24 protein-coding genes are annotated in these 24,388 nt (G+C 70.6%); 8 read left to right on the forward strand and 16 right to left on the reverse strand.

Annotated features, from left to right (window positions below):
* Positions 1-71: 71 nt before the first annotated feature.
* Together ACGFZN_RS26625 and ACGFZN_RS26630 are read left to right on the forward strand one after the other, a co-directional pair.
* The gene (locus ACGFZN_RS26625) at positions 72-1,388 is read left to right on the forward strand and encodes a PTS transporter subunit EIIC (RefSeq protein ID WP_393860997.1); all 1,317 of its coding nucleotides are present in this window, start codon (positions 72-74) and stop codon (positions 1,386-1,388) included.
* A 132-nt stretch (positions 1,389-1,520) separates the two neighbouring features.
* Positions 1,521-2,768, forward strand: coding sequence for a PTS transporter subunit EIIC (locus ACGFZN_RS26630; protein ID WP_393860998.1), 1,248 nt, complete (start codon positions 1,521-1,523; stop codon positions 2,766-2,768).
* Positions 2,769-2,837: 69 nt separating this feature from the next.
* On the opposite strand, the gene ACGFZN_RS26635 is transcribed toward ACGFZN_RS26630, so the two are convergent.
* Entirely contained in the window at positions 2,838-3,590 is a 753-nt protein-coding gene (locus tag ACGFZN_RS26635) for an MBL fold metallo-hydrolase (RefSeq protein WP_393860999.1), read from the reverse strand.
* A 215-nt stretch (positions 3,591-3,805) separates the two neighbouring features.
* On the opposite strand from ACGFZN_RS26635, the gene ACGFZN_RS26640 reads away from it, so the two are divergent.
* A complete protein-coding gene (locus ACGFZN_RS26640) occupies positions 3,806-4,264 on the forward strand; it encodes a type II toxin-antitoxin system PemK/MazF family toxin (protein ID WP_393861000.1) in 459 nt (152 codons plus the stop codon).
* Here ACGFZN_RS26640 and ACGFZN_RS26645 read toward each other — a convergent pair whose 3' ends face one another.
* From ACGFZN_RS26645 to clpS, 9 genes are all read right to left on the reverse strand, one after another.
* Positions 4,265-4,720, reverse strand: a complete 456-nt coding sequence (locus tag ACGFZN_RS26645) for a hypothetical protein (protein WP_393861001.1) — start codon at positions 4,718-4,720, stop codon at positions 4,265-4,267. It lies immediately after the preceding gene.
* 125 nt (positions 4,721-4,845) lie between these two features.
* The gene (locus tag ACGFZN_RS26650) at positions 4,846-6,912 is read right to left on the reverse strand and encodes a putative Ig domain-containing protein (protein ID WP_393861002.1); all 2,067 of its coding nucleotides are present in this window, start codon (positions 6,910-6,912) and stop codon (positions 4,846-4,848) included.
* A 274-nt stretch (positions 6,913-7,186) separates the two neighbouring features.
* Positions 7,187-8,137, reverse strand: coding sequence for a PLP-dependent cysteine synthase family protein (locus ACGFZN_RS26655; RefSeq protein WP_393861003.1), 951 nt, complete (start codon positions 8,135-8,137; stop codon positions 7,187-7,189).
* Positions 8,138-8,143: 6 nt separating this feature from the next.
* Entirely contained in the window at positions 8,144-8,422 is a 279-nt protein-coding gene (locus tag ACGFZN_RS26660) for a MoaD/ThiS family protein (RefSeq protein ID WP_330339705.1), read from the reverse strand.
* A 95-nt stretch (positions 8,423-8,517) separates the two neighbouring features.
* Positions 8,518-8,613 carry a putative leader peptide gene (locus ACGFZN_RS26665; RefSeq protein WP_393861004.1) on the reverse strand — a complete coding sequence of 32 codons (96 nt, stop codon included), beginning with the start codon at positions 8,611-8,613 and terminating at the stop codon, positions 8,518-8,520.
* 79 nt (positions 8,614-8,692) lie between these two features.
* The gene (locus tag ACGFZN_RS26670) at positions 8,693-9,115 is read right to left on the reverse strand and encodes a Mov34/MPN/PAD-1 family protein (protein WP_393861005.1); all 423 of its coding nucleotides are present in this window, start codon (positions 9,113-9,115) and stop codon (positions 8,693-8,695) included.
* Positions 9,116-9,250: 135 nt separating this feature from the next.
* On the reverse strand, positions 9,251-10,684 hold the full coding sequence (locus ACGFZN_RS26675; protein ID WP_393861006.1) for an amino acid permease: 1,434 nt from the start codon (positions 10,682-10,684) through the stop codon (positions 9,251-9,253).
* Positions 10,685-11,027: 343 nt separating this feature from the next.
* Positions 11,028-11,633, reverse strand: a complete 606-nt coding sequence (locus ACGFZN_RS26680; protein WP_393861007.1) for a DUF2017 domain-containing protein — start codon at positions 11,631-11,633, stop codon at positions 11,028-11,030.
* Positions 11,634-11,675: 42 nt separating this feature from the next.
* Positions 11,676-11,993: an ATP-dependent Clp protease adapter ClpS gene (gene clpS, locus ACGFZN_RS26685; protein ID WP_393861008.1), complete on the reverse strand. Its 318-nt coding sequence runs from the start codon at positions 11,991-11,993 to the stop codon at positions 11,676-11,678.
* A 57-nt stretch (positions 11,994-12,050) separates the two neighbouring features.
* Here clpS and ACGFZN_RS26690 point away from each other — a divergent pair, with 57 nt between their 5' ends.
* Together ACGFZN_RS26690 and ACGFZN_RS26695 are read left to right on the forward strand one after the other, a co-directional pair.
* Positions 12,051-13,379, forward strand: a complete 1,329-nt coding sequence (locus ACGFZN_RS26690) for a nicotinate phosphoribosyltransferase (RefSeq protein ID WP_393861009.1) — start codon at positions 12,051-12,053, stop codon at positions 13,377-13,379.
* A gap of 168 nt (positions 13,380-13,547) precedes the next feature.
* Positions 13,548-14,141: an isochorismatase family protein gene (locus tag ACGFZN_RS26695; RefSeq protein ID WP_393861010.1), complete on the forward strand. Its 594-nt coding sequence runs from the start codon at positions 13,548-13,550 to the stop codon at positions 14,139-14,141.
* Positions 14,142-14,151: 10 nt separating this feature from the next.
* On the opposite strand, the gene ACGFZN_RS26700 is transcribed toward ACGFZN_RS26695, so the two are convergent.
* Positions 14,152-14,472 (reverse strand): hypothetical protein, encoded by a 321-nt coding sequence (locus ACGFZN_RS26700; RefSeq protein WP_393861011.1) that lies wholly within the window; start codon positions 14,470-14,472, stop codon positions 14,152-14,154.
* Positions 14,473-14,593: 121 nt separating this feature from the next.
* Positions 14,594-16,951: an immune inhibitor A domain-containing protein gene (locus ACGFZN_RS26705; protein ID WP_393861012.1), complete on the reverse strand. Its 2,358-nt coding sequence runs from the start codon at positions 16,949-16,951 to the stop codon at positions 14,594-14,596.
* 298 nt (positions 16,952-17,249) lie between these two features.
* Here ACGFZN_RS26705 and ACGFZN_RS26710 point away from each other — a divergent pair, with 298 nt between their 5' ends.
* Positions 17,250-17,495 carry a hypothetical protein gene (locus tag ACGFZN_RS26710; RefSeq protein ID WP_393861013.1) on the forward strand — a complete coding sequence of 82 codons (246 nt, stop codon included), beginning with the start codon at positions 17,250-17,252 and terminating at the stop codon, positions 17,493-17,495.
* Positions 17,496-17,582: 87 nt separating this feature from the next.
* Here the strand turns inward: ACGFZN_RS26710 and ACGFZN_RS26715 are convergent, their stop codons facing one another.
* Together ACGFZN_RS26715 and ACGFZN_RS26720 are read right to left on the reverse strand one after the other, a co-directional pair.
* Positions 17,583-18,386, reverse strand: coding sequence for an RDD family protein (locus tag ACGFZN_RS26715; RefSeq protein WP_393861014.1), 804 nt, complete (start codon positions 18,384-18,386; stop codon positions 17,583-17,585).
* Positions 18,387-18,483: 97 nt separating this feature from the next.
* The gene (locus ACGFZN_RS26720; protein ID WP_393861015.1) at positions 18,484-20,247 is read right to left on the reverse strand and encodes an RDD family protein; all 1,764 of its coding nucleotides are present in this window, start codon (positions 20,245-20,247) and stop codon (positions 18,484-18,486) included.
* 234 nt (positions 20,248-20,481) lie between these two features.
* On the opposite strand from ACGFZN_RS26720, the gene ACGFZN_RS26725 reads away from it, so the two are divergent.
* Complete coding sequence (locus tag ACGFZN_RS26725) at positions 20,482-20,895, forward strand: SsgA family sporulation/cell division regulator (protein ID WP_393861016.1); 414 nt, start codon at positions 20,482-20,484, stop codon at positions 20,893-20,895.
* A gap of 23 nt (positions 20,896-20,918) precedes the next feature.
* Here the strand turns inward: ACGFZN_RS26725 and ACGFZN_RS26730 are convergent, their stop codons facing one another.
* A complete protein-coding gene (locus ACGFZN_RS26730) occupies positions 20,919-22,376 on the reverse strand; it encodes an FAD-binding oxidoreductase (RefSeq protein ID WP_393861017.1) in 1,458 nt (485 codons plus the stop codon).
* A gap of 148 nt (positions 22,377-22,524) precedes the next feature.
* A complete protein-coding gene (hppD, locus tag ACGFZN_RS26735) occupies positions 22,525-23,670 on the reverse strand; it encodes a 4-hydroxyphenylpyruvate dioxygenase (RefSeq protein WP_393861018.1) in 1,146 nt (381 codons plus the stop codon).
* A 122-nt stretch (positions 23,671-23,792) separates the two neighbouring features.
* On the opposite strand from hppD, the gene ACGFZN_RS26740 reads away from it, so the two are divergent.
* Positions 23,793-24,275 (forward strand): Lrp/AsnC family transcriptional regulator, encoded by a 483-nt coding sequence (locus tag ACGFZN_RS26740; RefSeq protein WP_393861019.1) that lies wholly within the window; start codon positions 23,793-23,795, stop codon positions 24,273-24,275.
* Positions 24,276-24,388: the final 113 nt, after the last annotated feature.

Genomic DNA, 24,388 nt, shown 5'->3' on the forward strand with positions numbered 1-24,388 from the left:
CCGCCGACTGGTCTACACCACAGGGGGTACGGTCGCCAAACCGCGTGCGAGTCGAGTGCCGGGAGGACGCCATGAGTGCCGGGAGCGCGCCCGCCGACAGCACGGCCCGTCCGGCGCGGGAGCACTGGAACCGCCTGTTCCAGGGCCTGCAGAAGATGGGCCGCAGTCTGCAGCTGCCGATCGCGGTGCTGCCGGCGGCGGGCATCCTCAACCGGCTGGGCCAGCCGGACGTGTTCGGGGACCAGGGGCTGGGCTGGACGGCCGTCTCCAAGGTCATGACGGGCGCGGGCGGTGCCCTGCTCGACGGCTCCCTCGGGCTTCCGCTGCTGTTCTGCGTGGGCGTGGCGATCGGCATGGCGAGGAAGGCGGACGGTTCCACCGCGCTCGCGGCGGTGGCGGGCTTCCTCGTCTATTACGGGGTGCTGCACCAGTTCCCGGAGGCCTGCCCCGGCGGGTCGAAGGCGATCCCGCAGGTCGGCTGCCAGGTGAGCGCCGGGGCCGGCGTGGGGTCGGTGACGCCGTTCACCTTCCAGAACCCGGGCGTGTTCGGCGGCATCGTCATCGGACTGCTGGCCGCCTTCTTCTGGGCGCGGTTCCATCGCACCCGGCTGGTGGACTGGCTGGGCTTCTTCAACGGCCGGCGGCTGGTGCCGATCGTCATGGCGTTCGTGGCGATCGCGTTCGCGGCACTGTGCCTGTGGATCTGGCCGCCGATCGGCGGTGCGCTGGAGAGCTTCGGCCACTGGCTGCGGTCCATCGGGGCGTGGGGCGCGGGCGTGTTCGGTCTAGCCAACCGGGCGCTGCTCGTGGTGGGCCTGCACCAGTTCCTGAACGTGCCCGTCTGGTTCCAGTTCGGCAGCTACACCAAGCCGGACGGCACGGTGGTGCACGGCGACATCAACATGTTCCTCGCGGGCGACCCGCACGCCGGCCAGTTCACCTCGGGCTTCTTCCCGATCATGATGTTCGCGCTGCCCGCGGCCGCGCTGGCGATCACGCACTGCGCCAGGCCGCACCGCCGCAAGGAGGTCGGCGGGCTGATGCTGTCGGTGGCGCTGACGTCGTTCGTCACCGGCATCACCGAGCCGATCGAGTACTCCTTCCTCTTCATCGCTCCCCTGCTGTACGCCGTCCACGCCGTGCTCACCGGGGTGTCGATGGCGGTGACCTGGGCGCTCGGGGTGCATGACGGCTTCAGCTTCTCGGCGGGCCTGATCGACTATGTGATCAACTGGAACCTGGCGACGAAACCGTGGGCGATCATCCCGATCGGCCTGTGCTTCGCGGTCGTCTACTACGCGGTCTTCCGGTTCGCGATCACGACGTTCGACCTGAAGACGCCGGGCCGTGAGCCGGAGGACGAGGTCGAGGACATCACCAGGGCGTGAGGCCCTGGCACACCGGCACGGCGCGTAGCGATTTCGTCGCGGATTTCGCGGTTCCTTATCCGGCCTTCATCGTGCTACAACAGGTCTACACCACTGAGTGGTGTAGACCACCACCCGATGGAGGAACCCATCATGAGCACCGCCACCGCGACGGCGGCCCCCGCGAAGAAGCGGGGATCCGGCCTGTTCCAGGGCCTGCAGAAGGTCGGCCGCAGCCTGCAGCTCCCCATCGCCGTGCTGCCGGCGGCGGGCATCCTGCTGCGCCTGGGCCAGCAGGACATCCATGACAAGCTGAACCTGCCCGACAAGGTCACGGCGGTGTTCGCCACGGCAGGTGGCGCGATCTTCGACAATCTGCCGATGCTGTTCTGCATCGGCGTCGCGATCGGCTTCGCCAAGAAGGCGGACGGCTCGACGGCGCTGGCCGCCCTGGTCGGCTTCCTCGTCTACAGCAATGTACTCAAGGCGTTCCCGGTCACCGAGGCCAAGGTCACCAAGGGCGCGGACATAGCCGCGACGTACAACAACCCCGGTGTCCTCGGCGGCATCCTGATGGGTCTGCTGGCCGCCGTGCTCTGGCAGCGCTACCACCGCAAGAAGCTGGTGGACTGGCTCGGCTTCTTCAACGGCCGCCGGCTGGTGCCGATCATCATGGCCTTCGTCGGCACCGCCATGGGCGTCTTCTTCGGGCTGGTCTGGAAGCCGATCGGCGAGGGCATCTCCAACGCCGGCGAGTGGATCACCGGTCTCGGCGCGTTCGGCGCGGGTCTGTTCGGTCTGGTCAACCGCGCGCTGATCCCGGTCGGCATGCACCAGTTCGTCAACACCGTCTCCTGGTTCCAGATCGGCGACTACAAGAATGCCGCCGGCCAGGTCGTGCACGGTGACCTCAACCGGTTCTTCGCCGGTGACCCGCACGCCGGTATGTTCATGTCCGGCTTCTTCCCGATCATGATGTTCGGTCTGCCGGCCGCCGCGCTCGCCATCGCGCACTGCGCCCGTCCCGAGCGCCGCAAGGCCGTCCTCGGCATGATGGTCTCCCTCGCGCTGACCTCGTTCGTCACCGGCGTCACCGAGCCCATCGAGTTCTCCTTCATGTTCATCGCGCCGCTGCTGTACGCGATCCACGCGGTGCTGACGGCGCTGTCCATGGCGATCACCTGGGCGCTCGGCGTCCACGCGGGCTTCACCTTCTCCGCGGGCTTCATCGACTACGCGCTCAACTGGAACCTGGCGACCAAGCCCTGGCTGATCATCCCGATCGGTCTGGTCTTCGGCGTGATCTACTACACCGTCTTCCGGTTCGCCATCACCAAGTTCGACCTCCCCACCCCGGGCCGCGAGCCCGAGGAGGAGATCGAGGACCTGACCAAGGCGTGAGCCCGGCCCGCGCGGCACACGCGAAGGCCCCGGAACCGACACGGTTCCGGGGCCTTCGCGCTGCGCGTCTCAGATCTCGTACGTCGCCCGGGGCGCGGCCAGCTCCACCGGCCCCGCGAACACCTCGCGTGCGTCACGGAGGTTGATGCCGGGGTCCGTCCACGGCGGGATGTGGGTGAGGACCAGCCGCCGGGCGCCGGCCCGCGCCGCCGTCTCGCCCGCCTGGCGGCCGTTGAGATGCAGGTCGGGGATGTCCTCCTTGCCGTGCGTGAACGCGGCCTCGCACAGGAACAGGTCGGTGTCCCGGGCCAGCTGGTCCAGCGCCTCGGTGACCCCCGTGTCGCCGGAGTACGTCAGCGACCGCCCGCCGTGCTCGATCCGGATGGCGTACGCCTCCACCGGATGACGGACCCGCTCGGTGTGCACGGTGAACGGCCCCAGCTCGAACGTGGACGGCTTGACGGTGTGGAAGTCGAAGACCTCGCTCATGGAGGAGGCGGAGGGCGTGTCGGCGTAGGCCGTCGTCAGGCGGTGCTCGGTGCCCTCGGGGCCGTAGACCGGGATCGGGTCGCAGCGGCCGCCGTCGTGGCGGTAGTAGCGCGCGACGAAATAGCCCAGCATGTCGATGCAGTGATCGGCGTGCAGATGACTGAGGAAGATCGCGTCGAGGTCGTAGAGACCGCAGTGGCGCTGCAGCTCGCCCAGGGCGCCGTTGCCCATGTCGAGAAGCAGCCGGAAGCCGTCGGCCTCGACGAGGTAGCTCGAGCAGGCCGATTCCGCGGACGGGAACGACCCCGAGCAGCCGACGACGGTGAGCTTCATGAAGCAGAAACCTCCGTTGGCGGAAAAGATCACAAGGGCGGGAAACGGGGGTCGTGCGGTCCGTCGAGCGTAAGGCGCAAAAGCACGGGTCGCTCCTCCACCAGGGGCCGTTGTGGGCGAACTCACCTGTGCTGTCACCGGTTCGGCTGGACCAGGGGCGCACAAGGTTCCGCAGAGGGCGCGCAATCCTTGGCGTGCGCCGGTAACGTCGTCGTATGGACACGTCCTGGTGGCTGGCGCTCGCGGCGGTGGTACTGCTCGCGCTGGTCGCCACGCTCGTCGACGGCTGGGGACGCGGCCGCCGGTACGCCGGCCGGCGCCTCGGTGCGCTGGGCCGCGCGGGCACGCGTGAGGGCCGGGCCGCCCGGCCGGCCCCCGGCGACATATGGTGGGCGGACGTGCCCTACGAGGACCGCGCCGGGAACAAGGACCGGCCCTGTCTGGTGCTGGCGGTGCGCGGGAACCGGGCCACGGTCGCCAAGATCACCAGCAAGTACCACGACGAACGGGCCGGGGTGATCCCGCTGCCGCCCGGCGCGGTCGGCGACGCCCGCGGCCGTCCCAGCTTCGTGGAGACCGACGAGCTGCGCGAGGTGCCGGTGGGCGACTTCCGCCGCCGGGTGGGCGTGGTCGACCCCGTCCTGTGGGACCAGGTACGGCACCTGGCCGGCTGATCACTTCACGTTCACCGTGACCGTCCACTCCTGGATCCCCTTGCAGGACACCTGGCCCGGCGCCGTCGGCTCGGCGCACAGCGGGCGGGAGGACGTGAGTTTCTCGGTGCCGGCGGCGACCGCACGGTAGGCGGCCGAGGCCTGGCCCGGCTGGATGACGAAGCCCGCGTTGATGCCCTGCAGCACGCTGCCGTGGGCCGTCACCGGCTTCCAGGGGCGGGACTTGGTGCCGTCCAGGGTGAGGCGGACCTCGCCGCCCTTGGCCACGCACACGGTACGGCCGCCGTCGGCGGCCTTGAGCAGCACCAGGGGGGCGCAGCCGCGGGTGGCCGGTGCGGAGGGCGAGGGCGAGACCCTGCCGGCGCTCGAGTCGTCCTTGCCGCTGTGCGAGGAGCCGCATCCGGCGAGGAGCAGCGCTGCCGCCGAGAGGGCGAGGGTGGTCGTCGTACGCCGCATGGGGTTCGCCTTTCTGCCGTGGCCGTGAGGGGCGGCCGGTGGTGCGGATGAGACGTACCCGGGCGCGAAAAGGATCCCGCACGCGGACGGCCTCCGCGTGCGGGATCACCTGTTCGGCGGGCAGGTCAGCTGGTCGTCAGGGCGGTGTCGTCCACGACGAAGCTGGTCTGCAGCGAGGAGTCCTCCACGCCGTTGAACTTCAGGGTGACCGTCTGGCCCGCCAGCGAGGACAGGTCGAAGGTCTTCTGCGCGTAACCCGAGTTGGCGTTCACGTTCGAGTACGTCGCCAGCGTGGTCGAACCGGCGGTGACCGTGAGCTTGTCGTACGCGGTGCTGCCGGTCTCGGCGGTGTCGATGTGCAGATAGAAGGTGAGCGTGGCCTTGCAGCCGGCCGGGATCGTCACCGACTGGGACAGGGTGTCGGTGTGCGAGGAGCCGTAGCCGTCGAGCCAGGCGTAGTACGAGCCGCCGTGGGCCGCCTCACCGGTGTCGTTGGTGATGACGCCGCTGGACGCGGTCCAGCCGGTGTTGCCGGACTCGAAGCCGGGGTTGGCCAGCAGCTGGGAGGAGGAGCAGGTGCCGCCGGAGGAGCCGACCGTCCAGGTGAAGGACGTCGAGCCGGAGGCGCCGGTGGAGTCCTTCGCGGTGACCGTGACCTGGTAGGTGCCCGCGGTGGACGCCGTGCCGGAGATCAGGCCGGTGGAGCTGTTGATGGACAGCCCGGTGGGCAGGCCGGAGGCGCTGTAGGTGAGGGCCGCGCCCGCGCTGTCGCTGGCGTGGATCTGCAGGCTGACCGCGCTGCCGGTGGTGGTGGACTGGCTGCCGGGGTTGGTGACGGTCACCGTGTTGCCGGTGCTGGAGCCGGCGGTGAAGGCGGCGGTGCCGTTCGGGGTGCCCCAGCCGGTCGGGCCGTCGTAGCCGGTGCGGGCGGTGCAGAAGTACGAGGTGGAGCAGGAGCCGTTGGAGCCGCTGGTCACGTCGTACAGGTTGCCGGTGTGGGCGTACGGGTACTTCGCCGGGTAGTCGGTCGAGCCCGGGGTGCCCGCGAGGGCGTAGACGCCGGCGATGATCGGGGCGGAGGCGCTGGTGCCGCCGTAGACCGCCCAGCCGGAGCCGCCGTAGGTGTCGTAGACCGCCACGCCGGTGGCCGGGTCGGCGACCGCGGAGACGTCGGCCTCCATGCGCTTGGAGCAGCCGGTGTCGGTCTGCCAGCTCGGCTTGGGGTCGTAGGCCGAGCAGCCGGAGCCGGTGCCCTCGGTGGAGCTGGTGTTCCACACCGACTCGCTCCAGCCACGGGAGTTGGAGGCGGTGGTGAGCGCGGTGCCGCCGACGGCGGTCACGTACTGGGAGGTCGCCGGGTACTCGGCGCCGTAGCCGGAGTCACCCGCGGAGACGGTGATCGCGACGCCCGGGTGCTTGAAGTACTGGGTGTCCTCGGTGGTCTGCGAGGACGCCTCGGAGCCGCCCCAGCTGTTGGAGACGAACTTGGCGCCGAGGGAGACCGCCTCGTTCTCGGCGATGCCGAGGTCGGTGTCGTTGGCGGAGTTGGCCTCGACCAGGATGATGCTGCAGTTCGGGCAGACCGCGCTGACCATGTCGACGTCGAGCATCTCCTCACCGGCCCAGCCGCTGTCGTTCGTCGGCAGCTGGGTGGTGGAGCCGGTCTGGCTGACCTGCTTGAAGCAGCCGTTGGCCTTGGTGCAGGCGGACAGGCCGTAGGTGGAGCGGTACGTCGCCAGGTCCGACTCGGCGTTGGGGTCGTTGTAGGCGTCGACGATGGCGACCGTCATGCCCGAACCGGCCGTGGTGGGCAGGTTGTAGGCGCTGTGCAGGTTGGCCGGGGAGAGGCCGGACGGCGCGGCGGCGGCGACCGCCGAGGCGAGCCGCTGCCTGATGTCGGTGCGGCGCTGGGCGAAGCAGGCCGCGTGGCCCGGCGAGGGCTTGCCGCACAGGTGCTCGGTCGGCACCTTCTGGCCGGCCTTGCCGGTCGCGTGGAAGGTCTGCCGCGCGGGGTCGGTCAGCGCTGTGGCGTTCTGCGTGACCTTGGTGGTGTGGGGGTGTCCGACAGCGGTCTGTGCTCCGGCCGTGGGGGCCGCGACGAGACCGGCGACGGTGAGGGCGAGGGCGGGGAACGCGACGGCGACCAGTCTTCGCAGACTCCGTCTCCGCCTGCTCGGGCGTGACTCACGCATGGGGTGCTGCCTCCGGTTGACGTGGGGTTTCGCACTGGATTGGCAGGCCCGTGACGCGCGTGAAGCGGCGGCGAACCACGCAGTCATGAGCATGACACTCACAGACACCTGACCTGGCGCCGGGTGAGCGTGACATGTCAGGTGCGGGAGGAACGTAGCCTCGACCCGGGTGCTACCGGCAGTACCCCAAGGAATTCTTTGCCCTGCCATAGGAATGGCTTAGCCCCCTCATAAGAGGGGGCTGGGCCGTGCTTGGAGGGTGCGCGCCGCCGGGCTACGCCCAGAGCTGGCCCTGCAGCGTCTCGATGGCCTCCTCGGTGGTGGCCGCGGTGTAGACGCCGGTGGACAGGTACTTCCAGCCTCCGTCGGCCACGATGAAGACGATGTCGGCGGACTGACCCGCCTTGACCGCCTTGCGGCCCACGCCGATCGCCGCGTGCAGGGCGGCGCCGGTCGAGACGCCCGCGAAGATGCCCTCCTGCTGGAGGAGTTCACGGGTGCGGGTGACCGCGTCGGCCGAGCCGACCGAGTAGCGGGTGGTGAGCACCGAGGCGTCGTACAGCTCGGGCACGAAGCCCTCGTCGAGGTTGCGCAGGCCGTAGACCAGGTCGTCGTAGCGCGGTTCGGCCGCGACGATCTGCACGCCCGGCCGGTGCTCGCGCAGATAGCGGCCGACGCCCATCAGGGTGCCGGTGGTGCCGAGGCCCGCGACGAAGTGGGTGATCGAGGGCAGGTCGGCGAGGATCTCGGGGCCGGTGGTGGCGTAGTGGGCGCCCGCGTTGTCCGGGTTGCCGTACTGGTACAGCATCACCCAGTCGGGGTGCTCGGCGGCCAGCTCCTTGGCCACGCGCACCGCGGTGTTGGAGCCGCCCGCGGCCGGGGAGGAGATGATCTCGGCGCCCCACATGCCGAGCAGGTCCCGGCGCTCCTGCGAGGTGTTCTCCGGCATCACGCACACCATGCGGTAGCCCTTGAGCTTGGCCGCCATGGCGAGGGAGATGCCGGTGTTGCCGGAGGTGGGCTCCAGGATCGTGCAGCCCGGGGTGAGCCGGCCGTCCTTCTCCGCCTGCTCGATCATGTGCAGCGCGGGACGGTCCTTGACCGAGCCCGTCGGGTTGCGGTCCTCCAGCTTGGCCCAGATGCGGACGTCGGGGGACGGCGACAGGCGCGGCAGGCGCACCAGGGGGGTGTTGCCCACCGCGGCGAGCGGAGAGTCGTACCTCATGCCGGATCAGGCCATGCCGCCGGCCACGGCCGGCAGGATCGTCACGGTGTCCCCGTCCGACAGCTTGGTGTCGATGCCGTCGATGAAGCGCACGTCCTCGTCGTTCAGGTACACGTTGACGAAGCGGCGCAGCTTGCCCTCGTCCACGATGCGGTCCTGGATGCCCGCGTGCCGGGTCTCGAGGTCGGCGAACAGCTCGGCGAGGGTGTTCCCGGTGCCCTCCACCGCCTTCTGACCGTCGGTGTAGGTGCGGAGGATGGTCGGGATGCGGACCTCGATGGCCATGGCTCAGGGCTCCTGTCGGAAGGTGTCGTCGGTTCGGTCAGGCGCGCGGCGGGGCCGCGCCGCGGCTCACGGCCGGACGGGCGCAGCGGGGTGGATCAACAGATGGCGCTGTTCAGCCTGCACAGGTCGACGTGCAGCCGCGCCACGAGCAGCGTGCCCGGCGCCTTGTCGCTCACGTCGGTAAGAACCATGGGCTCATCGTATCGATTCCCGGTCCGGATCCCGGAGTGTGATCCCGCATGCCGGACGATTTCCGTCCGAGCGGCGAGACTAGTACGCCTCCACCACCCTGACCTCCTCCTCGGTGACCTCGCCGTCCACGATCCGGAAGGAGCGGAACTGGAAGTCGCCGAGGTCGTCGGTGTCGCGGGTGGAGACCAGGACGTAGTGGGCGCCGGGCTCGTTGGCGTAGGAGATGTCGGTGCGCGAGGGGTAGGCCTCGGTGGCGGTGTGGGAGTGGTAGATCACCACCGGCTCCTCGTCGCGGTCGTCCATGTCGCGGTAGAGCCGGAGCAGGTCGCCCGAGTCGAACTCGTAGAAGGTCGGGGACATCGCCGCGTTCAGCATGGGGACGAAGCGCTCGGGCCGGTCGGAGCCCGCCGGGCCCGCCACGACGCCGCACGCCTCGTCGGGGTGGTCCTTGCGCGCGTGGGCGACGATCTGGTCGACGAGGGCCTGGGTGATGGTCAGCATGATGGTCAGGATAAGCAAGGGGGCCGTTCCGTACCGAGAGGTGGTACGGAACGGCCCACATGGCGGACGTCCTGAGCGGCAGCCGCGAACGGGGCGCCACGAGAGCCCCGTGCGGCTGGACGTCCTCGGAGAGGGTCAGCGCTTCTTGAAGGCCGCGGCGTCCGGGTTGCGGCGCCGGAGCACCCAGTAGGAGACGCCGAGGATCGCGGCCCACAGCGGAGCACAGTAAAGCGACACCCGGGCGTCCTTGTCGATACCCATCAGTACGATCACCATGAAGATGAAGGCCAGCGCGAAGAGGCTCGTGTACGGCGCTCCCGGCGCGCGGAACTCGCTCTGCGGCAGCTCCCCGCGGTCGGCCCTGGCCCGGTAGCGGAGCTGGCAGAGCAGGATGACGATCCAGGCCCACATGCCGGAGATGGTCGCGAAGGAGACGACGTAGTCGAACGCCTTGCCCGGCCACTGGTAGTTGATCCAGACGCCGACCAGCATCAGCGCCGCGGAGAACGTGGTGCCGACCAGCGGGGTGCCGCTGCGCGTCAGCTTGGTGAAGAACTTCGGGCCCTGGCTGTTGAGCGCCAGGTCGCGCAGCATGCGGCCGGTGGAGTACATGCCGGAGTTGCAGGAGGACAGCGCGGCGGTGAGCACGACGAAGTTCACGATGCCGGCGCCGGCGGCGAGGCCCATCTTCTGGAATGCGGCCACGAAGGGGCTGACGCCGGGATGGAAGTTGGTCCACGGCACGACCGACAGGATCATGATCAGCGCGCCGACGTAGAACACGGCGATGCGCCACGGCACGGTGTTGATCGCCTTCGGCAGCACCGTCTTGGGGTCCTTGGACTCGCCCGCGGTGACGCCGACCAGCTCGACGGCGAGGAAGGCGAACATGACCATCTGCAGGGTCATCAGGGTGCTGCCGACGCCGTGCGGGAAGAAGCCGCCGTCGCTCCACAGGTGGCTCACGGACGCGGTGTCGCCGGCGTCGGAGAAGCCGATGGTCAGGATGCCGGCGCAGATCAGGATCATGCCGACGATCGCGGTGACCTTGACCATGGAGAACCAGAACTCCAGCTCGCCGAAGAGCTTCACGGAGATCAGGTTGGCGCCGTACAGCACGACCGTGAAGATCAGCGCCGAGACCCACTGCGGGATGTCGAACCAGTACGTCATGTAGGCGGCCGCGGCCGTGACCTCGGTGATGCCGGTGACCACCCAGAACAGCCAGTACGTCCAGCCGGTGACGAAGCCGGCGAAGGGGCCGATGAACTCGCGCGCGTACTCGGAGAACGAGCCCGACACCGGGCGGTACATCAGCAGTTCGCCGAGCGCCCGCATGATCAGGAAGATGACGAGGCCCGCGACCGCGTAGGCCAGGATCAGGCTCGGCCCGGCCTTGGAAATGCCCTTGCCCGCGCCGAGGAACAGGCCGGTGCCGATGGCACCGCCGATGGCGATCATCTGGATCTGCCGGGCCCCGAGCCCGCGCTGGTATCCCTCGCCGCCCTCGCTGTCGGCCGCCGCGGCCTGCGTGCCGTCGCGATGCTGGTCGACCTGCGCTGAGGTCATTTTTGGTGCGCCTTTCTCCATGCCGACCCGGGCCTCACCTCGGCCTCGGATCGGGTTTCGATCCCCCCGGATTGCTGGAGCTGTTGCCTGGCCGACGGTCGTCGGCTCGGTGGCGCACCCGGCCTGACATGGGTGGTGTCGGCCGGGCGATCGTGAAGATTTATCACGGCCGCAACAATGATCACAGGGCTCGATTGTGGCGCAGGCCACAGGGAGAAGCGGACAGATGGTGCGCTGAACGGGCAAACCAGGCCGCAACGGTGACGGGATCGTTATCCGGATTTGAGCGTCCGCTGAGCGAACACTCGTGCACCGTAAAATGCCCGGTTTACGACATCACGGCTTACGGCATCAGCGTGTGGACGAGGGTTTCCTGGAGCCCGCCGAGCCACAGGTACGCCATCACCATCGGCTTGCGCGGATCCTCGTCCGGGAGCCGGTAGAGCAGCTCGGTGTCGTCCTCGTCGGTGATCTCCAGCCGGATGCCGATCGCGAGGCGCAGGTCGTTCAGGGCGCCGAGCCACCGCTGGGAGTCCTGGGGCGTCAGCTTCAGCACCGCGCCGCTCTCGTCCACCGGGGCGAGCGCGTCCAGGGCGCGGATCACGGCGAGCGCGTTGTCCCGCTTGCCGGCCCGCAGGTCGTTCTCGGTGTAGCGGCGGAACTCGGCGGAGTGGGCTCGCCGCTCCTCGGCCTCGGCGGGCGAGGCCGGCGCCTCCTCCGGGTCGCTGTAGGCGTCCGGGAAGAGCCTGTGGAGCACCGGGTCGGCAGGCGGTTCGCTCGGACCGTCGGCGAACAGCTCCGCGAGCGGGTCCTCCGGGCTGTCCGCGCCGGGGCCGGGGCCGATGAGCTCCAGCAGCTGGACGGCCAGCGAGCGGATGATCGAGATCTCGACGGCGTCGAGCGCGACGGCCGCGCCGCCGCCGGGGAGCGGTTCGAAGTGTCCGGGCATGTAAGTGAGTTCGCTACTTCCGGTCCTGCGGACGGGGTCGGGTCATTTCCGGTCCTGCTGGAGGGTGGCCCACAGACCGTAGCCGTGCATCGCCTGCACGTCGCGCTCCATCTCCTCGCGCGTCCCGCTGGAGACGACGGCCCGGCCCTTGTGGTGGACGTCGAGCATGAGCTTGGTGGCCTTGTCCTTGGAGTAGCCGAAGTACGTCTGGAAGACGTACGTCACATAGCTCATGAGGTTGACCGGGTCGTTGTGCACGATGGTGACCCAGGGGACGTCGGGCTCGGGTACGGCGAAGACCTCCTCCGCCGACTCGGGGCGTTCGATCTCTACGGGCGCGGGTGACGTCACACAGCCCATGCTGCCACGGAGGCCGGAAATCGTCACACCGACGAAAAGGGAGTACGATCCAGTCCTATGAACACAGCGGACCTTGGGCTGCCGGTGAACGTTCCCTCGACGGCGCTCTTCACGGACCAGTACGAGCTGACGATGCTGCAGGCCGCTTTGAAGGGCGGTACCGCCGAGCGGCGCAGCGTGTTCGAGGTCTTCTCCCGGCGGCTGCCGGAAGGACGCCGCTACGGCGTCGTGGCGGGCACCGGGCGCGTCCTGGACGCGGTGGAGAACTTCCGCTTCGACGAGGGCGTCCTCGGCTTCCTGCGCGAGCGGAAGATCGTCGACGAGGAGACCCTGGCGTGGCTGGCGGGCTACCGCTTCAGCGGTGACATCTGGGGCTACCCGGAGGGCGAGGTGTACTTCCCCGGCTCGCCGATCATGCGCGTCGAGGGTTCCTTCGCCGAGTGCGTGCTGCTGGAGACGGTGATCCTCTCCATCCTCACCCACGACTCCGCGATCGCCGCCGCGGCCTCCCGGATGGCCTCCGCCGCCGGGGACCGCCCGCTGATCGAGATGGGCGCCCGCCGCACCCACGAGCTGTCCGCGGTCGCCGCCGCGCGCGCCGCGTACGTCGGCGGCTTCGCCACCACCTCGGACCTGGCCGCCGGCTTCCGCTACGGCATCCCGACCGTCGGCACCTCCGCGCACGCCTTCACCCTGCTGCACGACCGCGAGCGGGACGCCTTCCGGGCCCAGGTCGACAGCCTCGGCCGGGGCACCACCCTGCTCGTGGACACCTACGACGTCGCCGAGGCCGTCCGCACGGCGGTGGAGGTGGCCGGCCCCGAGCTGGGCGCCGTCCGCATCGACTCCGGCGACCTGCTGCTCGTCGCGCACCGGGTCCGGCAGCAGCTGGACGAGCTGGGCGCCACGAACACGAAGATCGTCGTCACCTCCGACCTGGACGAGTACGCGATCGCCTCGCTCGCCGCCGCCCCCGTGGACGCGTACGGCGTCGGCACCCAGCTGGTCACCGGCTCCGGGCACCCGACCTGCTCCATGGTCTACAAGCTGGTCGCGCGCGCCGAGTCCGGCGACCCCGGGGCGCCGCTGGTGCCGGTCGCGAAGAAGTCCAGCGGCGGCAAGACCTCCATCGGCGGCCGCAAGTGGGCGGCGCGCCGGCTGGACGAGGACGGGGTCGCGGAGGCGGAGGTCGTGGGCACCGGGCCGGTGCCGGCGGAGCTCACCGACCGGCAGCTGCTGGTCCAGCTGGTCAAGGGCGGGGACGTCGTCGCCCGCGAGCCGCTGGACGTGCCCCGGGACCGGCACCGGGCCGCCCGCGCGAACCTGCCGCTGTCCGCGACCCAGCTCTCCCGGGGGGAACCCGTCCTTCCCACCGAGTACCTCTGAGGGCGGGGTATGTCCGAGGGCGGAGCACGTCTGAGGGCGGAGTACGGCCGAGGGGACCCGGGTAGCCAGAACGGGACCGCCGCCCGCTCCGCGTCCGACGCCCTCTCCCGTACGGGCCCGTAACTCTCTAGGCTCAGTTACTCCATTCACAGTCGAAGGACACCCACCATGCGCCGCGCCTTGATCGTCGTAGACGTGCAGAACGACTTCTGCGAGGGAGGCAGCCTCGCGGTGGCCGGGGGTGCGGACGTGGCCGCCGCCGTGACCGAGCTGATCGGCCAGGCGGCGGGCTCCGGATACCGCCATGTGGTGGCGACCCGGGACCACCACATCGCGCCCGGCGGCCACTTCGCCGACAATCCCGACTTCGTCCACTCCTGGCCCGCGCACTGCGTCGCGGGCACGGAGGGGGTGGGCTTCCACCCCAACTTCGCCCCCGCCGTCGCCTCCGGCGCGGTCGACGCGGTCTTCTCCAAGGGCGAGTACTCGGCCGCCTACAGCGGCTTCGAGGGCAAGGAGGAGAACGGCGTCCCGCTGGCCGACTGGCTCCGCGCCCGCCGCATCGACGAGGTGGACGTGGTCGGCATCGCCACCGACCACTGCGTGCGGGCCACCGCCCTGGACGCCGCCAGGGAGGGCTTCCGCACCCAGGTGCTGCTGGACCTCACGGCGGGGGTCGCCCCGGAGACGACGGAGCGGGCGCTGGAGGAGCTGCGGGAGGCGGGGGTCGAGCTCATCGGCAAGCCGGTGGTGAGCGGCTAGCGCAGCGCGCCTACCGCACCACCGCCGACCTGCGAAGGAGCGCCCTGATCGGGTGCCACAGCTCGTTCACCATGACACCGTTGCCGGCCGGTGCCGTGCGCCATATCAGGCCGTCCGGGTGGTGCAGCACCGCCGTGATCTCGTCCGGCGTCGGGGGCGCGGCGTTCCCCCGCAGGTAGATGGCGCGCAGCCCCAGGTTGCGGAGCCTGGTCAGGGCTCGGGCGCGGTTCTGGGCGTGCACCAGGACCCGCACCCCGGCGGAGTCGTAGGGCAGGTTCAGTGCCACCACGACCGCGCCGTTCGGCAGCTTGCAGAAGCCTCCAGCGGCCATGCGGTCACATCCCCGTTTCGGTCGGTGTCAATAAGCGGTCCACAGGACGCACCTAAACACGATCGACGGCGACCCGCCAAGGGGTCGCCGTCGATACGTCTCTGACCTGCGAAAACGCGGACTACTTCACCGCAGGGCCGACCTTGATCAAGATCGTCGAGCCGTCCCGGGCCTCCTTGACGATCGCGATCTTGGTGTTGGTGTCAGTGACCCGCACACCCGCGGTGGGGTTCGACGGGTCGTAGTAGGTGCTGGTGTGGTCGTTGAAGACCGGAACACCCTTCGACGCCTTGATCACCGTCGGGACGTCCGCCTTGTGCAGCGTGACGCCGTCGGTGCCGTACAGGCTGAACGGCGAGTCGTAGGCCTGGATGCGGCCCCGCATCAGCGTGCCGTCGGACCACTTCAGCGCCTTCGGGTGCGAGTCGACCGGCAGGATCAGACCCGAACCCGGGTGGCCGTTCGCGCTGTTGGTGTTGTTGTCCGCCTGGGAGGTGTCCCACTTCCAGATCAGCAGGCCGTTCTGGTACGGGTAGTGCTCCACCCAGTCGGGGCGCGAGGCGAAGCCGAAGTTGTACGGACCCGCCTTCAGGGTCTTGTCGTACGACACGTACTGCCGGTTCTCGGCGATGTAGTACTGCTTGTAGTCCTTGGTGAAGGACGCGCCGATGCGGGAGAAGCCGTCCGCGGTCCAGCCGGCGTCCTGCGTCTCGGCGTTGTCCGAGAAGACCGGCGCGCCGTCGGCGGTCACCGTGATCTCGTCGGCCGTGAAGCCGTTCTCCGCGACACCGCCGTCGGTGGCGTAGCGGAAGCGCAGGTCGATCTTCTTGCCCGCGTAGGCGTCGAGGGAGTACGACAGCTTCTTGTGCGTCTGCGAGAAGCCGGTCAGCGCCGGCTTGCCGCTGCCGTCCTTCGGCAGGGCCTGGCCGTCCGCGGTGCCGTCCAGCGCGGTCCAGTTGGCGCCGCCGTCCGTCGACACCTCGGCGTACAGGTAGTCGTAGCCTTCCTCGATGGCCCACCAGCCGTCCAGGTCCAGCTTCGCGGAGGACTTGCCGGTCAGGTCGACGGACCGGGTCAGCGTGTTCTTCAGGTCGTTGCCGCTGCCGCTCCACCACTGGGTCCTGCCCTCGGCGGGCTCGGTGATCGTGGTGGTGACGGCCTTGTCCGGCAGGGTGACCACGAGGGCCTGCTTGTCCCAGGTGTTGTACTCGGCGAGGCCCAGCTTGTGCGTGGACTGGGTGCCGGCCTTGGCGGTGTCGTAGTTCAGCCAGCCCAGCTGCAGCTTGTCCCAGGCGTTGAGGTCGCCGGGCAGGTCGCCGATGGACTCCTTGCCGGTGCCGAGCCAGGAGCCGGAGGACATCAGGGTCCAGAAACCGGTGGAGTTGTCGCCGCCCGCGGTGTCGTACTCGTCCGGCAGGCCGAGGTCGTGGCCGTACTCGTGGGCGAAGACGCCGAGGCCGCCGTTCTCCGGCTGGATGGTGTAGTCGCCGACCCAGACGCCGGTGTCGCCGACCTGGGCGCCGCCGAGCTTGTTGTTCGCCGGGCCGGTCGCGCCGGCGTCGGTGCCGAAGGCGTACCAGCGGTGGGCCCAGATCGCGTCGGTGCCCTGCGCGCCGCCGCCCGCGGACTCGTCCTCGCCGGCGTGCACGATCTGGAAGTGGTCGACATAGCCGTCGGGCTCGTTGAAGTCGCCGTCGCCGTCGTAGTCGTAGCGGTCCCACTGGTCGTACCGGGCGAGGTCCTTCTTGATGTCGGCGTCGGTCCTGCCGGCCGCCTTCTGCTGGGCGACCCAGGCGCTGAGACCGTCGCTGACTATGTTCCAGACGCTGGAGCAGTTGGTCTGGCCGCAGGCGTTGTTGCCGTAACGGGCCTCGTTGTAGGGGACCTTGACCCAGTCCGTGACCTCGCCGTCCACCGAGTAGCGGCCCGAGGACTGCTTCTCGTAGTACTTCTTCAGCGACTCGGTCTTCTTGCCGGTGCCGAAGTAGAGGTCCTGGTAGTGCTGCTGGTTGTAGTCCTTCTGCCAGGCCGTGGAGTTGTCCTTCGTGCGGTCCGGCGCGGCGATCTGGTTGTGCAGCGGGCCGGGCGTGCCGCCGTACCTGGGGTCGGTCTTGTCGCCGAACTCCACCAGGATCGTGAAGATCTTGTCGGTCTTCTCGCGGCTCAGCTCGACGTACTTGCTCCTGCCCTTGCGGCTCTTGAGAGCCACGACCTTGGAGCCGTCGCGGTCCTGCGCCTTGGCCTTGCCCGAGATGAGCTGGCTGAGCGCCTCGCGGCGCTGGGCTTCCTGGGTCTTGCTGAGCGGGCCGTCGAGGTCGTGCGCCCGCTGCTTCACCGGTGCCGGGTCGTGCCGGTTGACGGCAGCGGGCCGGGTCTGGGTGCTCGCCTCCGCGACGGCGAACGTGGCGAACGTGGCGGAGGCCGCCGCGAGCGTCACGCCGATCGCGGCCGCTCTGAACGTCCAGGATCTGCTGGTCACTTGAGTTCCTCCCCTGCGCCTGTTCGGCGCATGCCAAGTGACGTCATTTGACTAGACGTTGGGAGGAAAAAACAGATCTTGACTTGCTCGGGTCGAATGCACTACGTCCAGCGGACGATTTCTTTACGAATCTGCTCGCGGACTATGCCTCCACCCCATGACTCCGTGCGCCCCCTGTGCACCGGTACCCTGGGTTAGGTCACGCTTACCAGGCGTCCGGCTCGGGCATGCACGCGAAGAGAGACCAGTGGCGCCCCATCCGAAGAATCCCCCGAAGCCTTCCGAGGACACGATTGCCATGCCTCGTCCGACTGCCGCACAGCTCGTTTACGGTTCGTGCACCGTGATCTTCTCGACGCTCGCCATGCTGCTGCTGTCCCAGACGAGTTCGGGTGCCGGGGTCGCCGTCATCGCCCTGGTGGCGCTGGCCCTCGGGCTGCTCGTGGCGATGACGGTGCCGCTGCCGAAGGCGCGTACGACCGGGGCGCCGGCCGGGGCCGCCGAGCAGGCGCACCAGGAGCAGCGGGTGTCCACGGCCCTGTGACCGGCCCGCGGGCATGCCCGAGGGCACAAGAAGGCGGCGGCCGCGTGACGTTCACGCGGCCGCCGCCTTCTTGTGCGTCGCCGGTGCTCAACCCGTGCTGACCACCACCGTCTTGGCCGCCTTGTCGTGCAGCCCCTGCTTGTAGGGCTTGTCGAAGTAGCTCCAGCCGCCGCAGATCGCCGTCCAGATGCAGGCGCAGCAGAAGGCGAACGGCACCCACAGCACCAGGGAGCGGACCAGGTTGGCCTGCACCGACGGGGTGGCGCCGTCGTCGAGGTTCGCCACCCGCATGCGGAACCACTTCTTGCCCAGGGTCTGGCCGTACCGGCTCATCATGAGCGTGTCGTAGGCGATGTAGAGCACGGCGGCGACGACGGACTGCGCCACGGACCGGCCGACCTCCACGTGGTTGTCGTCGACGGTGTACTCGCGCACCCCGAACGCCCACGTCAGCAGCCAGACGACGATGCCGACGAGCACCATGTCGACGATCCTCGCGAGCGTCCGCCTGCCGCTGTCGGCGAGCGGGGGCATACCGGCGAGCGGATCACTGGGATAACCGCCGGGACCCGCGCCGTAGGGACCGGTGCCGTAGGGGCCACCGCCGTAGGGCCCGCCGCCGTACGGGCCGCCTCCGTAGGGGCCGGTGCCGGGCGGAGTGCCTCCGTAGGGGCCGGTGCCGTAGGGGGGAGGCTGGCCGCCGCCGGGGGGTGGGGGCTGGCCGCCGCCCGGGGGTGGGGGCTCGCCGCCGCCCGGCGGAGGGGGCTGCTGGGCGGCGCCGTACGGGGTCTCGTACGGCGAGCCCGACCCCTGGTCCGACGGGGGCCGCTTCCTGAACGGGTCGTCCTCGGGGGGCTGCTCTCCGGAGCCGGGGGGCGGTTCGCTGCTCATGGCCCGAGTGGACCGCGAACACCCCGGCTCCGCATCCGGCGGACCGCCGGACGGGGGACGGGGGCCGGGGGCGCGCTCCGCCGGCCCCTCCCCCGGCTCAGCCCGCGACGAAGGTGTGGGCCGCCTTGTCGTGCCAGCACTGGCGCCAGGGCCGGTCGAACAGGCACCACAGCACGCCCACGATCCCGATGCCGAGCAGCCCGGGCACGCTGTAAGCCAGCCAGCGGCGCAGCGCAGCGCCGAAGGCCGGGGGCTCGTGCGCCTCGATGTCCCGGACCTCGATACCGAGCAGCTTCTTGCCCAGGGTGCGACCCCACTTGGCGGTCGGCAGCACCTCGTAACCGACCCCGGCCAGCAGCAGGACGGCGAGCACGATGCCGAGGCTGGTGCCGGTCGTGCCGTCGAGCAGCCAGACGGTGACCTCCCGGCCGGACAGCCTGGCCGCGTCGATCTTCTGCTGGATGTGGTCGGCCGCCCTCAGTCCCAGCGGCACGGCGGCGGCGGCCGTCACGGCGCCCACGACCAGGGTGTCGATCAGCCGGGCGGCGAACCGCTTGCCGAGTCCGGCGGGACGGGCGGCTGCCTGCCGGCGGGCGGCCGCCTGGAACGGGTCCTCCACCGGCGGTTTCCACGGCGCCACCGGCTGCTCGTCCCCGCCGCCGGCCAGCTGGTGCACCTGCTGCGCCCAGGACGCCTGCCCACCACCGGGCCCGCTGGTCACCGGGGTGACCGGGGCGCCGCCCTGCGCGGGCACCGGCGGAGCCACGGCAGCCCGGGCGGGCTGGGCCTGCGGGGCGGGCTGGGCCTGGGGAGTGGGCTGGGCCTGGGGAGTGGGCTGGGCCTGCGGGGGTGTCTGCGCGGCGGCGGCACGGGCGGCGGCTGCCTTCCCGGCCCCGAAGCCGGGGCCCGCGGCGGGGGAAGCCGTCGCGGGGTCGGCGGGGGAAGGCGGCACCGGGGAGGCCGGTGCCGGTGAAGCCGGGGAGGCCGGTGCCGGGGAGGCCGGGGAGCCGACGGGGCCCTGCGGCCCGAAGCCACCGGGCGCGGCGCCGTCGCCGGCGGCGGGTGCGGCGAAGCCGGGGCCCTGGGGCGCCCCGTGCGGGCCGAAGCCGGGACCGGCGGCGGGGTCCGCGCCGGAGGCCGGGGCGCCGGAGGTCTGCGGGCCGGACGCGGGCCGCCCGCCCCGCCGCGCCTGGCCCGGTACCGGGCGGAACGTCATCGTGCCGTCGTCCGTGACCGCCGCGGGTCCCGGGACCGGGCGGCGGAAGATGAAGGTGCCGCCGGGATCCTGGTCGTCGCCCTCCCCCGGTGCGGTCGAGCCCGCGGCGGGCACCCGCGGATCGGCGCCCCATGCGGCCCGCCCGTCACCACCGCCGTGCCCACCGGCACCGGGCTGCCCGGCGCCGTGACCACCGGCCCCGGCGCCGGACGCACCGGCGCCCTGGCCACCGGGCTCCGCCTGCTGCGCAGCGCCCGCCGCCGTGCCCTGGTCGCCGTTCCCGGCGTGCCCGGAGCCGCCGTGCGCGTCGGTGCTCCAGGCGCCCGCGGCGGACTGGCCGTCGGACGTCCAGGCGCCCGCGCCGCCCTGGCCCTCCGAGGTCCAGGCGCCCGGTCCGCCCTGGGCGGAAGGGGCCGGCTGCGGGTCCTCGTCGAAGAAGTGGGGGCCCGTCTCCTCGACGGCGGGGACCGCGGGGCGGACGCCGGGCGGCGGGGTGAGCCGTTCGCCGTCCTTCGGCGCCGGTCGGCTGGTGCCGGGCACCCAGGAGGCGCCGTTCCAGTACCGGACGTATCCGGGGATGGACGGGTCCGGGTAGTAGCCCTCGCGGGGCCTTTCGTCACCTGGGGCCGGGGTTGGGGCGCTCATGTCCGTCGTCCCGTATCTGCTCGGGGGTGGGATGGGGGCCTCCACATCTATCAGACCGTGGGCATCCGCAGCGCCAGTCCCGCGGGACCCACCCCTTTCCGGGCAATGCCGTACCCGTGTCCCACACCTCGGCGAAAAAAATTTCCCCGAACCCGCGTAATGGCGCGGCCCCCGCTCGCTCTCCCTCTGCGCGGGCCCGGTCCGAGCGGCCCCCGAGGAAAGGAAACGCAGGTCATGCATCACACCGTGGTGGAGCGGGAGCTGGAGATGAGGCTCGTCCTGTCACCGGAGCGGAGCGTCCCGGTGCCGGCCAGGCTGAGCTACCGGTCCGGCGATCCGTACGCCGTCCACATCTCCTTCCACATCAACTCCGACTGCCCCGTCAACTGGACGTTCGCCAGGGACCTCCTGGTGGAGGGGGTGTTCCGGCCGTCCGGGCAGGGGGACGTCCGGGTGTGGCCGACGAAGTCGGACGGGCGCAGCGTCGTGCTGATGGCGCTCAGCTCCCCGGACGGGGACGCGCTGCTCCAGGCGCCGGCCGCGCAGGTGTCGGCCTGGCTGGAGCGCACGCTGCGGGCCGTGCCGCCGGGGACCGAGGGCGGGCAGCTGGGCATCGACGACGCGCTCGACCAGCTGCTCGCCCAGTGAGTCCCTGGGAGCAGGGGCAGGGGTCAGAAGAGCTTGCCCGGATTGAGGATGCCGAGCGGGTCGAAGGCCTGTTTCACGGCCCGCTGCATCTCGAGGCCGACGGGGCCGATCTCCCGGGCGAGCCACTCCTTCTTCAGCACGCCGACGCCGTGTTCGCCGGTGATGGTGCCGCCGAGCTCCAGGCCGAGGGCCATGATCTCGTCGAAGGACTCGCGGGCCCGCCGGGACTCGTCGTCGTCCGCCGCGTCGAAGCAGACGGTGGGGTGGGTGTTGCCGTCGCCCGCGTGGGCGCACACGCCGATGGTCAGGCCGTACTTGGCGGCGATCCGCTCGACGCCCTCCAGCATCGCGGCGAGCTGCGAGCGGGGCACGCACACGTCGTCGATCATCGTCGTGCCCTTGACCGCCTCCAGCGCGGTCAGCGAGAGCCGCCGGGCCTTGAGCAGCATCTCGGACTCGGCCGCGTCCTCGGCCTGGACGACCTCGGTGGCGCCGGCGGCCTCGCACAGGGCGCCGACGGCGGCGAGGTCGGCGGCCGGGTCCGGGGTGTCGAAGGCGGCCAGCAGCAGGGCCTCGGTGGTCTCCGGCAGGCCCATGCGGGCGAGGTCGTTGACCGCCTTGACGGTCGTACGGTCCATCAGTTCGAGGAGGGACGGGACGTGACCGCCCGCCCGTCTCCCACCACCGCCCTTCTGCGGAAGCGCTTCGCGCCCCTTTGTTTCCATGATCCGGCACACGGCGTCGCAGGCGGCGGCCGCGGAGGGGAACTCGGCGGCCAGCACCAGCTGCTGCGGCGGCTTGGGCTTCAGCGCGAGCACGGCGCGTACGACGATGCCGAGCGAGCCCTCCGAGCCGACGAACAGGCGGGTGAGGTCGTAGCCGGCGACGCCCTTGGCCGTGCGGCGGCCGGTGGACAGCAGCCGGCCGTCGGCGAGGACGACGTCCAGGCCGAGGACGTACTCGGCGGTGACGCCGTACTTCACGCAGCACAGGCCGCCGGAGCCGGTGCCGATGTTGCCGCCGATGGTGCACATCTCCCAGCTGGAGGGGTCCGGCGGGTAGTACAGGCCGTGCTCCTCGACCGCGCGGGACAGGGTCGCGTTGATCACGCCGGGTTCGACCACGGCGATGCGGTCGACGGGGCTGATCTCGAGGATGCGGTCCATCTTGGTCAGGGACAGCACGATGCAGCCGTCGCTGGCGTTCGCGGCGCCGGACAGGCCGCTGCGGGCGCCCTGCGGGACCACCGGCACGCGCAGCTCGGTGGCGGTGCGCATGACGTGCTGGACCTGCTCGACGGTGCGGGGCAGCACGACGACGGCCGGGGCGCCGGCCGGGCAGAAGCTCGCCATGTCGTGGGCGTAGGCGCCGGTGACGTCGGGGTCGGTGAGGACGGCCTCGGCGGGCAGGCCGGCCAGGAGCCGGTCGGTGAGAGTGCCGGTCGCCTCGTCGCGTGGGGCTTCGATACGGCTCATGATCACAAGGTTCGCACTCCCGGCCACCGGTGTGAACCCCGGCGGTCCCGCAACGGCGCGACGCTCTGGTTCCGGCTCCGGCTCCGGCCCTGGCTCTCGCGACGCGGGACGGCCACGGCGGTCGCACCCACCGTGGCCGTGTTCCGCACCCGCGTCAGAGGTTGCCGCGCTTGGCCTGCTCGCGCTCGATCGCCTCGAACAGGGCCTTGAAGTTGCCCTTGCCGAAGCCCATGGAGCCGTGCCGTTCGATGATCTCGAAGAAGACCGTCGGCCGGTCCTGGACCGGCTTGGTGAAGATCTGCAGCAGATAGCCGTCCTCGTCGCGGTCGGCGAGGATCTTCAGCTCGCGCAGGGTCTCCACCGGCACCCGGGTGTCACCGACCCACTCGCCGAGGGTGTCGTAGTAGGAGTCCGGGGTGTCGAGGAACTCGACGCCGGCCGCGCGCATGGTGCGCACCGTCTGGACGATGTCGTTGGTGTTCAGCGCGATGTGCTGGCAGCCGGGGCCGCCGTAGAACTCCAGGTACTCGTCGATCTGGGACTTCTTCTTGGCGATGGCGGGCTCGTTGAGCGGGAACTTCACCTTCAGCGTGCCGTCGGCCACGACCTTGGACATCAGCGCCGAGTACTCGGTGGCGATGTCGTCGCCCACGAACTCCTTCATGTTCGTGAAGCCCATGACGTTGTTGTAGAAGCCGACCCACTCGTCCATCCTGCCGAGCTCGACGTTGCCGACGCAGTGGTCGATCGCCTGGAAGGTGCGCTGGGCGGGCGGTTCGACGATCGGCTTGGCGGCGGTGTAACCGGGCAGGTAGGGGCCGTCGTAGCCGGTGCGCTCGACCAGGGTGTGGCGGGTCTCGCCGTAGGTGGCGATCGCGGCGAGGACGACGGTACCGTGCTCGTCCTTCAGCTCGTACGGCTCGGCGACGGACGTCGCGCCGTGCTCGACGGCGTAGGCGTGGGCGGCCCGCGCGTCGGGGACCTCGATGGCCAGGTCGATGACGCCGTCGCCGTGCTCGGCCACGTGCCGGGCGAGGAAGCGGCCCCAGTCGCTGCTCGGCTTGACCACCGAGGTGAACACGAACCGGGCGGAGCCGTTCTCAAGCACGTAACTGGCGGTCTCGCGGCTGCCGTTCTCCGGTCCGGAGTAGGCGACGAGCCGCATGCCGAAGGCGGTGGAGTAGTAGTGCGCCGCCTGCTTGGCGTTGCCCACGGCGAAGACGACCGCGTCCATTCCCTTGACCGGGAAGGGGTCGGCCTGCCGTGCGGTGTCGGGAGTGTGGTGTGTGGTCTGCGTCATAGCGGAAGGGTGGCCCGGCTCTGCAAGGTGCGCAATAGTTCGCGTATTCACTGGGCAAACTGCTCAGCGGTACGGCCGTTTCGGCGGTGTTTCTGTACAGGATGCCCACCCTGGAGGTTGCTGTGGCGATCGATCGGCTGGACGGGCGGATCATCGTGCTCCTCGCCCGGGAGCCGCGCATCGGCGTGCTGGAGATGTCCCGGCGGCTGGGGGTCGCGCGGGGCACGGTGCAGGCGCGGCTGGACCGGCTCCAGTCGAACGGGGTCATCCGCGGCTTCGGCCCGCAGGTGGATCCGGCGGCCCTCGGCTATCCGGTGACGGCGTTCGCGACACTCCAGATCCGCCAGGGCCAGGGCCCCGACGTCCGGGCGCACCTGGCGACCGTCCCGGAGGTCCTGGAACTCCTGACCACCACCGGCACGGGCGACATGCTGTGCCGCCTGGTGGCCCGCTCGAACGCCGACCTCCAGCGCGTCATCGACCGGGTCGTCGGCTTCGACGGCATCGTCCGCGCCTCCACGGCGATCGTCATGGAGAACCCGGTTCCCCTGCGCATCATCCCGCTGGTGGAGCAGGCGTCAGCGGACAGCGGGGAAGGGTCGTAGGCCGGGCCGGCGACGGCCTAGTGTGCTGCGCCAGAAATCACGAGGGTTAGTTGGTACCTTCTTTCCGTGGCGCATCGAGGTCCTGCTGCTGTGGAGATCGTTCTTTCCGAGGA

Origin of the sequence: Streptomyces sp. NPDC048192, assembly GCF_043202415.1 — a bacterium.
Taxonomy (GTDB): domain Bacteria; phylum Actinomycetota; class Actinomycetes; order Streptomycetales; family Streptomycetaceae; genus Streptomyces.